12 protein-coding genes and 1 tRNA gene are annotated in these 13,818 nt (G+C 68.8%); 7 read left to right on the top strand and 6 right to left on the bottom strand.

Annotated features, from left to right (window positions below):
• Positions 1 to 318: a hypothetical protein gene (locus GQR91_RS04850; protein ID WP_112384213.1), complete on the bottom strand. Its 318-nt coding sequence runs from the start codon at positions 316 to 318 to the stop codon at positions 1 to 3.
• 218 nt (positions 319 to 536) lie between these two features.
• Between GQR91_RS04850 and rpmG the strand changes: the two genes are divergently transcribed.
• A complete protein-coding gene (rpmG, locus tag GQR91_RS04855) occupies positions 537 to 704 on the top strand; it encodes a 50S ribosomal protein L33 (RefSeq protein ID WP_007407030.1) in 168 nt (55 codons plus the stop codon).
• A 486-nt stretch (positions 705 to 1,190) separates the two neighbouring features.
• Here the strand turns inward: rpmG and rpoZ are convergent, their stop codons facing one another.
• On the bottom strand, positions 1,191 to 1,535 hold the full coding sequence (gene rpoZ, locus GQR91_RS04860) for a DNA-directed RNA polymerase subunit omega (protein WP_112384212.1): 345 nt from the start codon (positions 1,533 to 1,535) through the stop codon (positions 1,191 to 1,193).
• Positions 1,536 to 1,654: 119 nt separating this feature from the next.
• On the opposite strand from rpoZ, the gene GQR91_RS04865 reads away from it, so the two are divergent.
• Entirely contained in the window at positions 1,655 to 2,860 is a 1,206-nt protein-coding gene (locus tag GQR91_RS04865; RefSeq protein WP_149681364.1) for a phospholipase D-like domain-containing protein, read from the top strand.
• Here GQR91_RS04865 and GQR91_RS04870 read toward each other — a convergent pair.
• Together GQR91_RS04870 and tsaD are read right to left on the bottom strand one after the other, a co-directional pair.
• Entirely contained in the window at positions 2,857 to 3,840 is a 984-nt protein-coding gene (locus tag GQR91_RS04870; RefSeq protein WP_149681365.1) for an NAD(P)H-dependent glycerol-3-phosphate dehydrogenase, read from the bottom strand. The two genes, GQR91_RS04865 and GQR91_RS04870, sit on opposite strands and share 4 nt — an antisense overlap.
• Positions 3,837 to 4,862 carry a tRNA (adenosine(37)-N6)-threonylcarbamoyltransferase complex transferase subunit TsaD gene (tsaD, locus tag GQR91_RS04875; RefSeq protein ID WP_149681366.1) on the bottom strand — a complete coding sequence of 342 codons (1,026 nt, stop codon included), beginning with the start codon at positions 4,860 to 4,862 and terminating at the stop codon, positions 3,837 to 3,839. Before tsaD ends, GQR91_RS04870 begins: the two co-directional genes overlap by 4 nt.
• 84 nt (positions 4,863 to 4,946) lie before the next feature.
• Between tsaD and hemC the strand changes: the two genes are divergently transcribed.
• The 3 genes from hemC to GQR91_RS04890 are packed head-to-tail and all read left to right on the top strand — an operon-like array spanning position 4,947 to position 7,445.
• Positions 4,947 to 5,858, top strand: a complete 912-nt coding sequence (gene hemC / locus GQR91_RS04880) for a hydroxymethylbilane synthase (protein WP_149681367.1) — start codon at positions 4,947 to 4,949, stop codon at positions 5,856 to 5,858.
• Positions 5,855 to 6,526, top strand: coding sequence for a uroporphyrinogen-III synthase (locus GQR91_RS04885; protein ID WP_149681368.1), 672 nt, complete (start codon positions 5,855 to 5,857; stop codon positions 6,524 to 6,526). The genes hemC and GQR91_RS04885 overlap by 4 nt, the downstream gene beginning before the upstream one ends.
• Before the next feature lie 31 nt (positions 6,527 to 6,557).
• Entirely contained in the window at positions 6,558 to 7,445 is an 888-nt protein-coding gene (locus GQR91_RS04890) for a hypothetical protein (protein WP_149681369.1), read from the top strand.
• 268 nt (positions 7,446 to 7,713) lie between these two features.
• On the opposite strand, the gene GQR91_RS04895 is transcribed toward GQR91_RS04890, so the two are convergent.
• Complete coding sequence (locus GQR91_RS04895; protein WP_149681501.1) at positions 7,714 to 8,517, bottom strand: DUF72 domain-containing protein; 804 nt, start codon at positions 8,515 to 8,517, stop codon at positions 7,714 to 7,716.
• 332 nt (positions 8,518 to 8,849) lie between these two features.
• On the opposite strand from GQR91_RS04895, the gene GQR91_RS04900 reads away from it, so the two are divergent.
• A complete protein-coding gene (locus tag GQR91_RS04900) occupies positions 8,850 to 12,143 on the top strand; it encodes a S8 family serine peptidase (RefSeq protein WP_211368566.1) in 3,294 nt (1,097 codons plus the stop codon).
• Positions 12,144 to 12,275: 132 nt separating this feature from the next.
• On the opposite strand, the gene GQR91_RS04905 is transcribed toward GQR91_RS04900, so the two are convergent.
• A tRNA-Thr gene (locus GQR91_RS04905) sits at positions 12,276 to 12,351 on the bottom strand.
• A gap of 147 nt (positions 12,352 to 12,498) precedes the next feature.
• Here GQR91_RS04905 and GQR91_RS04910 point away from each other — a divergent pair.
• Positions 12,499 to 13,761: a PAS domain-containing protein gene (locus tag GQR91_RS04910; protein ID WP_149681371.1), complete on the top strand. Its 1,263-nt coding sequence runs from the start codon at positions 12,499 to 12,501 to the stop codon at positions 13,759 to 13,761.
• Positions 13,762 to 13,818 lie beyond the last annotated feature (57 nt).

Genomic DNA, 13,818 nt, shown 5'->3' on the forward strand with positions numbered 1-13,818 from the left:
TCAGGCGGCCAACCGCACCGAACAGGCCGCGGCAAAGGCATGCGCGGCATCCAGATCGTCGCGCCCGCTCGCCACCGCCTCGTCCAGCATCGCCAGCCAGCCGTGCAGCAACGGCCCACGCTCGCCGCGTGCCAGCGCATGGTCCAGGAAATGCGCGACGGTGACCGCCGGCGCCATGCCATGGCGGTGGGCGATGCGGCGGATGGCGTCCACTTCGGCCGCCATGTCGGACACCGCGGCATAGGGCGCGCGCACATCCAGCGCCGCGATTCGCGCCGCCAGCTCGATACGGATCATGTCCCGCGATTCGCCCGGCATCCCACATCCTCTCTCGTCCTGTTATGCTGTGGTTTATGCCACGAAGCACGTAAAGGGGCGTTTAATCGGAGCGGACCGGCACGGCGAAACACCCCTTGGCGCGTTTAAAGGACCCTCAAAGCTTGACTCATTGCCCCGCATGCGCCATGCGCCGCGGCTGATAGGAGCGGCGGCGCGTGCTGCCGCTTTCGCATTTTCAAGCTTACAGGATTCAGGTCATGGCAAAGCCGACCACCGTCAAGATCAAGCTCGTCAGCTCGGCCGACACCGGCTTCTTCTACGTCACCAAGAAGAACCCGCGCACCAAGACCGAGAAGCTGAGCTTCAACAAGTATGATCCCGTCGTGCGCAAGCATGTCGAGTTTAAGGAAGCCAAGATCAAGTAAGCCCCGCCGGGCGGCCCGTCCGCCCGCATGGCTGCCTGACGGCACCGACAAGCCGCGATCCCGCTTGGGATGCGCGGCTTTTTGGCGTTCGGTGATGCCCAGCCTTTCTCATGATCGTGAGTTGGATGCCATCGGATCGATCCAACTCCTCCCGTTCGTCTCGAATAGTCGTCGAGTAGCGGCAAAGCCGCGTATCGAGACGACGTATCGAGAGACGCGTCGCGGTGTAAGGCACCGTTCCAATACGAACGGATCAAGGTGACGTTATCCTGCTTTCATACCGCCGTTCGTCCTGAGCGAAGTCGAAGGGCATGCGAGCCACTTAGCCTTCGACTTCGCTCAAGCCGAACGGATATTGCTTGGGGTTTCACGCACGATGCCTTGAGCACGTGAAACTCGCCTTCGCCCTTTCATCACACCCACAAACAAAAAGGGCCCGGGCACCACTGCCCCGGCCCTTTTCGGTAACCGCATGCAAGGGCTCGATCAGCCCTCGTAATCGGCACCCAGATTCTGGTTGCGCGGCGGCGCGGCCGCGGTCAGGCGCAGCGCCTCGGCCGAGGCCTGGAGGTTGCCGACCGCATCGACCTCGTCGTCATCGTCCATCTGCACGCGCTGCAGGCCGTTGATGACCGATTCTTCCAGATGCGCGGGCCGCACCGTTTCCTCGGCGATCTCGCGGAGCGCAACCACCGGGTTCTTGTCGCGATCGCGATCGAGGGTGAGGTCCGCTCCGCCCGAAATCTGCCGCGCACGCTGCGCGGCGAACAGGACCAGATCGAACCGGTTGGGAATCTTGTCGACGCAATCCTCGACGGTGACGCGCGCCATGCCGTGTCCTTCTTGAACAACGATGGGATGAAAGCGCAGCGCTTAGCCCCGTTGCCGGCAAAAGTCAAAGATTGCGCGCCATGCAACGCGGGGGGCCACCGCATCGTTACGCCTTGGTTATGTCCGACGACGCCGGTTCCTCCTCCGACTCCGCTCCCCAGCCGGTCTTTACCGTGGAGGGAAACCGGCTGACCCTGCTCGATACCGGCCCGCGCCGGCTGGATGCGGTGCTGGACCTGATCGACCGCGCCCGCCGCTCGCTGCGCATTCTCTACTATATCTATGCCGATGACGATGCCGGCCGCCGGGTCAACGCCGCGCTGATCGCCGCCGCCCGGCGCGGCGTGGCGGTATCGTTGATCGTCGACGGCTTCGGCAGCGACGATGCGGACGCGGATTTCTTCCAGCCGCTGGAACAGGCCGGCATCCAGGTCTGCCGCTTCGAACCGCGGCTGGGGCGCCGCTATCTGCTGCGCAACCACCAGAAGCTGGCCCTGGCCGATGCTGAGGAGGCGGGGAACGCGCGAATCATCGTCGGCGGCTTCAATATCGAGGATGATTATTTCGGCACGCCTGCCGAACAGGCCTGGCGCGACCTCGGGCTGCTGGTGGAAGGGGATGCCGCCGCGCGACTGGCCGGCTATTTCGATGCGCTGCAGGATTGGGTTCGCCAGCCGAACGGCAAGATGCGCCACCTGAACCGCGCGCTGGCGCATTGGAGCGAGCGGCAGGGCGCCCTGCGCTGGCTGATCGGCGGCCCTACCCGCCATCTGTCCCCCTGGGCGCGCACCGTGCGGCACGACATGCGCCGCGGGCACCGGATCGACCTGATCGCCGCTTATTTCACCCCCAGCCCGACCATGCTGCGCCGCCTCGACAAGGCGGGGCGGCGCGCCGCACAGGTCCGCGTCGTTACCGCCGCCAAGTCGGACAATGGCGCCACCATCGCCGCGGCGCGCTTCACCTATGCCGGTTTGCTGCGCAAGGGCGTGCACATCTACGAATATCAGCCGACCAAGCTGCATACCAAGCTCTACGTCATCGACGATGCCGTCCATATCGGCTCCGCCAATTTCGACATGCGCAGCCTGTTCATCAATCTGGAGCTGATGATCCGCATCGAGGACGCGGCCTTCGCCGCGCATGTCCGCGGCTATGTCGATGGCGAGATCGCCCGGTCGGAGGAGATCACGCCGGATCTCTACAAGACACGCACCGGCTGGCTGCAACGCGCCCGCCAGTTCACCGCCTATCTGCTCCTCGCGGTCATCGACCCCAATGTTTCCCGCCGCCTGAATTTCGGCATCGACGGCCAGCCGGGTTAAGCCCCCTCGTCCCGCAATGGTCGCGCCAGCAGGTCGCCGATCACCGTATCCACCGCCTCGCCGCCCAGCAGGCGGCACACCGCATCGGTCACCGGCATGTCGACGCCCACGCCCGCCGCCGCCTCGCGCAGCACCGGCGCGGTAAAGGCGCCCTCCGCCACCGTGCGCCGGTCCGCCAGCAGCGCCGCCGCCGACTGCCCCCGACCAAGTCCCAGCCCCAGCGAGAAATTGCGCGACGCGACCGACGAACAGGTCAGCACCAGGTCGCCCAGCCCCGACAGCCCGGCCAGCGTCACCGCATCCGCCCCGCGCGCCAGCCCGAAACGCGTCATCTCGGCAAAGCCTCGCGCGATCAGCGCGGCGCGCGCATTCTGGCCCAGCCCCGCCCCCTCCACGACGCCGCACCCGATCGCCAGCACGTTCTTCACCGCGCCACCGATCTCGGCCCCCACCACATCGGCGCTGGCATAGGGGCGGAACTGCGGCGTCGCCAGCCACTCGGCCAGTTGCGCGCGCAAGGCGGGCGCGGCACAGGCCAGCGTCACCGCGGTGGGCAGGCCGCGTGTCACCTCATGCGCAAAGGTAGGCCCCGACAGCACCGCGATCGGCGAGCGCGGATGCTCCTCGGCCGCCACCTCGCTCATCAACCGGTGGCTGCCCGCCTCGATCCCCTTGGAACACAGCACCAGCGCCTGGCCATGCGCGGGCAGCGTCGCCAGCACCGATCGCATCGCCTGCGCCGGCGTCACCACCAGATTGACCGGCGCCTGCGCGACATGGGCCAGGTCGCCCGTCGCCCGGATGCGCGGCGACAGCGGAATGCCCGGCAGATAGGGCGCATTCTCCGCGGTCGCGTTGATCGCCGCCACCAGCGCCGGGTCGCGCGCCCACAGCCGCACCTCATGCCCCGCGCTCGCCGCGACCTGCGCCAGCGCAGTGCCCCAGGCGCCCGCGCCGATCACGCCGATCGTCTCGCTCACGCCTTCACCCCCGCCCCGCGCACCGCCTCGGCATCCGGGTCCAGCGGCCAGCGCGGGCGCGCGGCGACGTCCAGCGGATCGGTCAGCCCGGCGGCGAAGCGCTCCACCCCGGCCCAGGCAATCATCGCGGCATTGTCGGTGCACAGCCATCCCGGCGGCGCGACGAAGCGCAGGTCATGCTCCGCTGCCAGCGCCTCCAGCGCGCCCCGTACCGCGCCGTTCGCCGCGACCCCGCCCGCCACCACCAGCGCGGTCGCCTGCGGCGCCACCGCCAGCGCCCGGCGCGTCCGGTCGATCAGGCACTCGACCACCGCCAACTGGAACGATGCGGCGATATCGGCGGGGGCATGTCCGCCCACCGCCCGCGCCACCGCGCTTTTCAGCCCTGCAAACGAGAAATGCGGCTCGGCCGCACCCTTGAGCGGCCGGGGCAGCGGCACCGCGGCGGGGTCGCCTTCCTGCGCCAGCCGCTCCACCGCCGGCCCGCCGGGATAGCCCAGCCCCAGCAGCTTGGCGGTCTTGTCGAACGCCTCGCCCACCGCATCGTCGATCGTCGTCGCCAGCCGGCGATAGCGCCCGACGCCCTCGACCAGCAGCAACTGGCAATGCCCGCCCGACACCAGCAGCAGCAGATAGGGAAAGGCCAGGTCGCGGTCGGCCAGCCGCGGGCTCAGCGCATGGCCCTCCAGATGGTTGACCGCGATCAGCGGCTTGTTCGCCGCATGCGCCAGCGCCTTGCCCGTCACCAGCCCGACCATCACCCCGCCGATCAGCCCCGGCCCCGCCGTCGCCGCCACCGCGTCCACCTCGGCCAGCGTCACGCCGGCATCGGCGAACGCCGCCTGGATCAGCGGCTCTAGCGCCTCGACATGCGCCCGCGCCGCGATCTCGGGCACCACCCCGCCATAGGGCGCATGCGCCGCCTCCTGCCCCGCCAGCCGATGCGCCAGCACACGGCCCTCATCGGTAACCAGCGCGGCGGCGGTCTCGTCGCAGGAGGATTCCAGTCCCAGGATCAGCATGCCCGTCCCCTTAACCCTTGCGCGCGCCCGATTCCACCCGCGCCCGCTTGTCGAATCCCCCCTCGCTGCGGCAAGGGGTGCGCCATGGCAGTGTTCAGGCTCGGCACGCGCGGTTCGCCGCTGGCGCTCACCCAGGCGCGGATGGTGCGCGATGCGCTTCTTGCGGCGCATGGCTGGGGGGAGGATGCCGTGGCGATCGTCCCCATCCGCACCACCGGCGACCGGGTGCAGGACCGCGCACTGGCCGAGATCGGCGGCAAGGCGCTGTGGACCAAGGAGCTGGACCGCGCGCTGCTGGCGAACGAGATCGACGCCGCCGTCCATTCGATGAAGGATGTGGAGACGATCCGCCCCGCCGCGATCACCATCGCCGCGATGCTGCCCCGCGCCGATGTGCGCGACCGGCTGATCGGCGCGCCCGACATCGCGAGCCTGCGTTCCGGCGCCGTCGTCGGCACCAGCAGCCCGCGCCGCCGCGCGCAACTGCTCCGCCACCGGCCGGACCTCCGCATCGTGCTGTTCCGCGGCAATGTCGAGACGCGCCTCGCCAAGCTGGCCGCGGGCGAGGCCGACGCCACGCTGCTCGCCGCCGCCGGGCTCGACCGGCTCGGCCGCGACGATGTCGGCACCGCGATCCCCACCGATACCATGCTCCCCGCCCCCGCGCAGGGCGCGGTCGGGATCGAGACGCGCGCCGACGACCATGATGCCCGCCGCATCGTCGCTGCGATCGACCACGACGATACCAGCGCCTGCGTGCTGGCCGAACGCGCGCTGCTCGCCGGGCTGGCGGCGGATTGCCATTCGCCGGTCGGCGCGATGGCCTCGCTTGCCGGCGAAACGCTGCGCCTCACCGCCGAACTGTTGACCGAGGACGGCGCGGACAGCGTCGTCGGCACGGTCGAGGGAGCGATCGACGACGCGCTCGGCGCCACCCTCGCTGCCGACCTGCTGGAGCGGGCACCCCCATCGGTGCGGCGCCTGTTTGGGGCATGACGCGCCCGCTCGTGGTCGTCCGGCCGGAACCGGGCGCCACGCGCACCTTGACCGCGCTCGCCGCCGTCGGTCTCGACGCGCGGGCCTGCCCCTTTTTCGCCGTCGCGCCGGTGGCCTGGGCGCCGCCCCCACCCGGCGATTTCGACGCGCTGTTGCTGACCAGCGCGCAGGCACTGCGCCAAGCCGGCCCAGCGCTGGCGACGCTCGCCGCGCTGCCCGTCGTCGCGGTCGGCCCGGCAACCGCCGCCGCCGCACGCGACGCTGGCCTTTGTGTCGCGGTGACCGGCGCCGCCGATGCCGCCGCCGCGATCGCCGCCGCCCGCGCCCGGGGCCTTGCGCGTCTGCTTCATCTCGCCGGCCGCGACCGGATCGACGGGGGCGAGGCCGTGGTCGCGATCACCATCTATGCCGCAGAACCGGTTCCCCTTCCCCCCGGCACCGTTCGCGGCTTCGCGGAAATGGACGTCCTGCTCCATTCGGCACGTGCCGCGCGGCGGCTCGCTGCGCTGGTGGACCGCGATGGCGCCGACCGGGGCCGGATCGGCCTTCTTGCGCTCAGCCCGGCGATTCGGGACGCCGCGGGGCCGGGCTGGCGATACGCCCTTGCCGCCCCCCGGCCCGATGACGCCGCACTGGTCGCGCTCGCCTTGCAGCGGCTCCACGATTGACCGGAGTGACGGCCGGGGAGATAAAGCGCGCATGAGCGACCCCATGCCGATCGATCGACCGCGCGCGCGCGGCCCCCGTACCGGCGTGCTCGTCGCGCTCGTCCTTCTCGCCTTTGTCGCCGGCCTGATCCTGATGGGCTATGCGATGAGGAACTTCGATCGCAGCGACGCGCGCACCGCGACACAGGCACCCGTCCAGACCGCCGCCGCCCCTGCCACCCCGGCCCAGCCGGCGCCCCTTGCCGACCCCGCGACGCTGGCCACCCGCGAGGCCGCACTTGCCGGCCAGCTCGCCGCTCTGGAGGCGCGCACCGCCGCGCTGGACGCCGATACGAACGCCGCCGGTCGACAGGCGACCCGGGCCGAGGCGCTGCTGGTCGCCTTTGCCGCCCGCCGCGCGCTCGATCGCGGCCAGCCGCTCGGGTATCTCGAGGAACAGCTTCGCACCCGTTTCGGCGCGGTCGAGCCGCGCGCGGTCGGCACCGTCATCGCGGTCGCCAGCCGCCCGGTAACGCTGGAGGCCTTGCGTCAGGGTCTCGACACGCTGGCCTCGCAATTGTCCGTCGACGACAGCCAGGGCTGGTGGGAAGGGGTGCGCCAGGAACTCGCCGGCCTTGTCGTGCTGCGCCAGGCCAACAGCCCGTCCACCGCCCCCGTCGATCGCCTGACCCGCGCCCGCCACCTGCTCGATGCCGGCCAGGTCGATGCCGCGCGGGACGAGATCGCGCGCATGCCGGGCGCCGCCCGCGCCACCACCTGGGACCGCGCCGCCTACCGCTACGCCGCTGCCCGCCGCGCCCTCGACACGCTCGAAAACGCCGCCCTGATGACGCCCCCCGCCGCACCGCCTGCCGCCCCCGCACCGCAGGCCGCCCCCCCCGTCACCACCACGACCGAAGCGAGCGGCACCCGCGCCTGAGACGATGATGATTCCCTCTTTCCCGTTCGTGACGGGTGGAGGTCGAACAGGCTTGCAGAGCCGTTTCAGGAAATCACGTCGATGGACGGCCCCGCACACTGCAGCCGGATGACATCACCCTGATCCGTTCGTGTCGAGTAGAGATCGAGTAGCTTCGCAGGAGCGTATCGAGACAGTGCCAGACGCGGCGACGTGTCTCTCGATATCAGCTTTGCGCCCCCCTCTCCAGGGAGGGGCTCGGCCAGTACAATCTTGATCGCGTTTGACTCTAACGCCCACCAAGCCGGTCGATCAGCGCCATCGCGCCGTGGGGGGCGCGCACCTTGGCGCCGTTGATGAAGAACAGGAACACGTCGCGCGGAACGATCGGTGCTGCTTCACTGCCGATGCAGGTCATCCCCGCCGGCACGCCACCTTTGGCCCACCCCGCCGCGGCAGCCCCCCACCCGTCGAGCGCCGCCGGGGCATAGCCGGCCGATTCGTCCTCCACCGCATTCTCCAGCCGGGCATAGACAAAGTCGCTTGTGGCATCGGGAAAGGTCGGCGCACCCTCGCTGTCGTCGAAGACCACCGCGACGTTCGCCGCGCGGGCCATCGCGACGAAGTCGGGCGTCTGGAAGCTCTCATGCCGGACCTGCACCGCGTGACGCAGCGCCACCCCGTCATGCTGCTTCGGCAACAGCGCCAGGAACGCGCCGAAATCGTCCGGATCAAAACGCTTGGTCGCCATGAACTGCCATAGGACCGGCCCCAGCCGGTCGCCGAGCTCGACGATGCCCTGCCCGATGAAGCGCATCACCGACTCGCCCGCCTCGGCCAGTACCTTGCGGTTGGTGGCATAGCGCGACGCCTTCAGCGCAAAGACGAAGCCATCCGGCACCGCCTTTGCCCAGCCAGCGAAGCTCACCGGCTTGAAGCTTGAATAATAGGTGCCGTTGATCTCGATCGCGGTCAGCTTCGACGCGGCATATTCCAATTCGCGCTTCTGCGGCCATTTCGGTGGATAGAAGCTGTCCCGCCATGGCTCATAGGTCCATCCCCCGATGCCGACGCGAATCGTGCCACTGGTCATGGGCGCAGCATAGGCGATCACGCCATCGCGAAACATGCGGACGTCACCCGCTGCCCGGAAAAATCATTGTGGTTATAAAAGACACGGTTGTGGAAAGATCTGCATTAGCGCCTCGTTATCGATCCATTTTCGTTTGAAACTAACCCTTTCGGGTGTCAGCCTTCCGGACAAAGCGGGCTGCGAGCGCCCGCCATCCGGGGGTTTCCATGATCAAGTCGTGCAAAAGCGCAATCCTTTTCGCGGTGCTGTGTACCACGTGCCTCGTGTCCTCGCCGGTTCTGGCCCAGACTGCACCATCGTCGCCACCGCCGCCGCCGGCCGGTGGATATTATATGGCGAATGGCACCAGAACCGCGGACTATGCCGCCGCGATCGCGTCCTGGCGCAAGGATGCGCAGTTTTCCGTTGATTATTCCAAGGCCTATCTGGGCATGGAGCATGCCTATGTGCTGGGGCTCAGCGGGCGTGGGCAAACGATCGGCATCAACGACGCAGGCGTGCTGACCACCCACCCCCAGTTCCAGGGCGCCGGCAAGATCACCGGGCTGCGCACCGTGGTGCCCGCCGCCTATGGTAATGACGGCCTGATCAATCCGCGCCGCCGGTGGGAAGGCCATGGCACCCACGTCGCCGGCACTGCGGCCGGCAGCCGGGTCGACGGCCTCCCCATGTTCGGCAACGCCTTCAACGCCAACATCTACTCTGCGACCGCCAATTTCGCGGCCGGCGACTTCCTGTGGTATAAGGATCAGGTGATCGACGGCACGTTGGTCAGCACCCCGCGGGAGAATATCGTCAATCTCGCCAGTACCGGTCAGGTTCGTATCATCAACAACAGCTGGGGCAGCGGCAATTCACTGCCCTATGATGCGCCGCTGACCACCGTGCTTCAACAATTCCGTCAGGATCTCGGCACCTTCTACGATCCTGTTCTGAAGAACGACGTGCTGGTCGTCTTTTCGGCCGGTAACGGATCGGGCGTCCATGCCAGCGTGGATGCGGTTGCCCCGTTTTCTGACCCGCGTCTGCGCGGCAACTGGCTGTCGGTCGCCAATTATCAGGCGAACCTGACCGCCACGCCTTCGACCAGCTTCTGTGGGCAAACCGCAACTTGGTGCGTGTCGGGACCGGGCAGCAACATCGTATCCTCGGTTCCAGCCTACGAGTTCGACCGGCAGGGCATCCAGGCCCAGTTCACCCGCGCCGCCTATCCGACGCTCTACGCAGCCACCACCGTCGCGGCCCTGCAAAGCGCGTCGGTCAACCGCTTCATCGCCGCCCTGAACGAGTATCTCGGCGCCAAGGACGCTGCGCAGCGTGCCGGTGTCGCGTTCGACGAAACCGCTGCGCGTCGCCGTGTCGCGCAGGAAGCTGTGGCCATCACGTTGGTCGCGGGCAGCCGCCTGAACACCCCCGATGGCGTTACCGCCAACCTGGCCGGCATCTTGGCGGGTAATCTCAACATTCTGACGCCTGAATTCTCCAGCGCCGTGCTGGTCGAGGCGGACGCAATGATGGCCACCATGCTCGGCCGTTTTATCCGCTACACCGGGCCGGGCTATGCTGCCTATACCGGCACGTCGATGGCCGCCCCCAACGTGTCGGGCTTTGCCGCGGTGCTGATGGAGGCCTTTCCCGAATATAACACGCCGCTGATTTCCGATATCCTCGTGTCCAGCTCGAAGGATCTGGACACACCGGGCGTGGACCTGAAATCGGGCTGGGGCGCACCGCAGATGGAGGTGGCCCTGCGCGGTCCCACCGCCCTGCGCGCCGTGCGCGACGTCACGGTCGTGGCCGGCACGGTGGACGTGTGGAGCAACGACATTGCCGACGCGCGCACCCGCTATTCGGCAGAAGTGCTGCAGGCCTTTCCCAACGATATCGGCGGCCTCGTCAAGAAGGGCGGCGGCGAGCTGATCCTGACCGGCAACAGCGGCTATACCGGGCCGACCCGCGTCGAACAGGGTCTGCTGACCGTCAACGGTCAGTTGCGCAACTCGGCGCTCACCCTTGTCGCGGGCGGCACGCTGGGCGGTACCGGGCGGATCGCGACGCTCAATGCCACCGGCGGCACCGTTTCGCCCGGCGCGGCGGCCGGCGGGATCGGCACGCTGACCGTTGCGGGGAACGCCACGCTGGGCGCGGGCAGCCAGTTGCTGATCGATGTCGGCACCCCCGGCCAGTCGGACCAGCTGGCCGTGACGGGTGGGCGCCTGCAACTGAACGGTGGCACGCTGGCGCTGCGTGCCGCCGGCGGCCGGCCGCTCCTGTATGACGAACGCTACACCGTCGCCACCGTGACCGGGGGCGTCGCGGGCAGCTTCGCCACCCCGCAGGCACTCAGCGCGATCCTCTTCCCCAGCCTGTCCTACGGCCCGAACGCCGTCACCATGCGCATCGCCGCCGGCCGCTACGCCGACATCGTCTCCGCCACCCCGGTGCAGACCGCCTATGCGCGCCTCCTCGACGGCAATCGCGGCGCCTATGCCAATCTGCGCGGCACCTACGACCTGCTCGACGTGCAGAACGCCACGACGATCCGCACCAGCCTGGAGGGTCTGGCCCCGCGCACCGAAACCACGAAGCGGGCGCTGGGCACCGCCGCGATCGACCATATGGCGCGCTTCTATCGCGACCGTCTGGCCGCGTTGCGACCCGGCTCGGGCGGCGGCGGCACCGTGTCGATGATCGGTCGCCCCGTCGAGGTCGCGGCGAACGCGATCACCATGCCCGGCCAGCAGCAGATGGTCAGCGATGCCGGGTTGACGACGGTGCGCGAGGGCGCGCTGCCCGACACCATGTCGGCCTATCTGGCGGGCGGCTACATCAACGGCTCGAACGCCGCCATGCCCGCGACCAGCTTCGGCGATGCCCGTGAACGCTTCGACGGCATGTACATCGCCGCCGGTCTGGAGGGCGAGGCGGGTGAGCAGGGCACGCTCGGCTTCAGCCTGTCCTACACCGATCTCGACAGCCGCCGGCTGATGGCGCGTTCGGCCAGTGGCGAGCTGATCCAGGGCACGCTGTACGGCAAGCTGGGCGCGGTCGGCGGACCGATGCTGGATGCGCAGTTCAGCGCGGGCGTGTTCCAGGCACGCACGCGGCGGACCGGCACGCTGATCGGCACCACCTTCGACCTCGCCACGCGCGACAACGCGCTCGCGCTTTCCACCGAGGTCGGCGGCAGCTACGCCTTCGGCAGCGACAGCCTCCACCTCAGCCCCCGCGTCGCCCTGCGCGCCAGCCGCATCGACTTCACCCCCACCGGCGAGCGCGGCAGCGGGCCGGCCCTGCTGTTCCGCCAGGACCGCTTCGCCAGCCTGCAGGGCCGCGCCGGCCTCCAGATCGACGGCGACTCGCGTGGCTTCCGCCCGTTCGCCACCGCCTATTACGTCCACGATTTCGAGGATCGGCCGGGCGTGGTGACGGCGACGCTGGCGGGTGGCAAGGGCGCAACCGCGTCCTTCCTGGTGGCCGGGCAGGACCATGACTGGGCCGAGATCGGTGCGGGCGTCGCCTATGCCAGCGGTGCCGTCGAGTTCAGCCTGGGCGCCGACACGACGATCGGCCGCGACGATGTTCGCAATCAATCCTACCGCGGCGCGATGCGTATCCGCTTCTAACCCCGTTGGCGGCACGGATCACGGTTCGTGCCGCCACGATACCACGCCCAGCCAGCGGATAAGCCACACGCCGGACCACGGCGCTGTCCTCGCGGCAGCGATCACCTGATTTTGCGATGTCATGATTTTGGATGGTGCCGCTTACAGGACTCGAACCTGTGACCCCCGCATTACGAATGCGATGCTCTACCAGCTGAGCTAAAGCGGCCCATGCAATCGCGACCGGCTGGTATCCGGTCGAGGAGGCGGCGCTTAACAGGCCGGATCGCGGCTGACAAGCCGCTTTGGTCTTCACGCATCGTTTACCACGCCGGGTGCACAAGGGCGCTGCACGCTGAAGGGGATTCGTACCATCATGACCGCCGGGCCCGAACTGAACGATCCTGCCGTGGCAGAGGCGTGCGAAGGCGCCGTAGACGACGTCATGTTCGATCTGGGCGGCGATGAGCGCCGGATGCACGTTCGCGCCTATAATCAATGGGTGTCGCTGCTCCGCGGCCGCGCCTATCCCTCGATCGAGGATCTCAATCCCGCGGCCATCGCCGATTTCAGCGCCCATTCGGTGCTGCTGGACTTCACCCAGGCGGTGGAGGATCCCCACATCGCCTTTATCGGCCGCGCCCTGCGCGAGGAATGTGGCCTGGAGGTCACGCCGCGGCGCGTGGCGGAGGTGCCGGCCCGTTCGCTGTTGTCGCGCCTGACCGACCATTATCTGCAGATCATCGCCAATCAGGCGCCGATCGGGTTCGAGGCAGAGTTTACCAACACGCGCGGCCACACCACCATGTACCGGGGCATCCTGATGCCCTTCTCGTCGGACGGAACGACGATCGACTTCATCTACGGCGTGATCAACTGGAAGGAAGTGGCCGATCCGTTCGTCCAGGCGACGCTGGATTCGGCACTGGCCGCCGCGATGCACGCCGCCCCCGCCACGCCCAGCGTCGCGGCAACGGTGTGGGCGGATGGGCCCAGCGGCGCGATCGAGCCCATCGTCCCCGGCGATGTGACGGCCGAGCCGGTCGAGCCGCTGACCGGGCCGCTGGGCAACCAGTTGACCCTGGCACGCGAAAGCGCCGCGGCGGTCCGCGCCGCCGACACGCGCAGCCGCGCCGCCCTCTACCGTGCGCTTGGCCGCGCGCATGATTTCGGCCTGTCGACGGAAATCGACCCCGAGGGTTATGCTGGGCTGCTCGCCGATGCCGGGCTGACCGTACAGGCGCGCGCGCCGATGACCCCGATCGTGAAGCTGGTCTTCGGCGCCGATTACGACAAGACGCGCCTCGCCGAGTTTGCCGCGGTTCTGCAACATGCCCGCCGCCATGCGGTGCCCGCGGGCGCCCTTCCCGCCTTCCTGACCGAACTGGCCGGCGGGGTGAAGGCGATCGTCGCGGCGGAACGCGAGATGCGGGGGGCAAAGGCATCTGGCCCCGCCCCGCGCCCCGTTACCGAACGCCCCGTCATCGGCCGCGCCGCGCTTGATGGCGGCGCGGTGGCGATGCCTGGCGACACCGTCATCCTTGTTGCACGGGTCGGGGCGGACGGCATGCTGGAGATCGTCGGATCGGTACAGGATGACGAGGCACTGGCGGACCGTGTATTGCGAGCGGCGGACTGATTATTACGCTGCGGCGCAACATCTTTTCGCACTGCCGCAAGCCTTGAGTGCCGGGTA

The organism is Sphingomonas carotinifaciens, assembly GCF_009789535.1.
Taxonomy (GTDB): Bacteria; Pseudomonadota; Alphaproteobacteria; order Sphingomonadales; family Sphingomonadaceae; genus Sphingomonas; species Sphingomonas carotinifaciens.

Coding starts and splice junctions, on each gene's coding strand:
- hemC (WP_149681367.1), top strand. CDS start 4,947: ATGGCAGTGTTCAGGCTCGGCACGCGCGGTTCGCCGCTGGCGCTCACC.
- GQR91_RS04895 (WP_149681501.1), bottom strand. CDS start 8,517: ATGACCAGTGGCACGATTCGCGTCGGCATCGGGGGATGGACCTATGAG.
- rpoZ (WP_112384212.1), bottom strand. CDS start 1,535: ATGGCGCGCGTCACCGTCGAGGATTGCGTCGACAAGATTCCCAACCGG.
- GQR91_RS04890 (WP_149681369.1), top strand. CDS start 6,558: ATGAGCGACCCCATGCCGATCGATCGACCGCGCGCGCGCGGCCCCCGT.
- GQR91_RS04850 (WP_112384213.1), bottom strand. CDS start 318: ATGCCGGGCGAATCGCGGGACATGATCCGTATCGAGCTGGCGGCGCGA.
- GQR91_RS04865 (WP_149681364.1), top strand. CDS start 1,655: ATGTCCGACGACGCCGGTTCCTCCTCCGACTCCGCTCCCCAGCCGGTC.
- tsaD (WP_149681366.1), bottom strand. CDS start 4,862: ATGCTGATCCTGGGACTGGAATCCTCCTGCGACGAGACCGCCGCCGCG.
- GQR91_RS04885 (WP_149681368.1), top strand. CDS start 5,855: ATGACGCGCCCGCTCGTGGTCGTCCGGCCGGAACCGGGCGCCACGCGC.
- GQR91_RS04900 (WP_211368566.1), top strand. CDS start 8,850: ATGGCGAATGGCACCAGAACCGCGGACTATGCCGCCGCGATCGCGTCC.
- rpmG (WP_007407030.1), top strand. CDS start 537: ATGGCAAAGCCGACCACCGTCAAGATCAAGCTCGTCAGCTCGGCCGAC.
- GQR91_RS04910 (WP_149681371.1), top strand. CDS start 12,499: ATGACCGCCGGGCCCGAACTGAACGATCCTGCCGTGGCAGAGGCGTGC.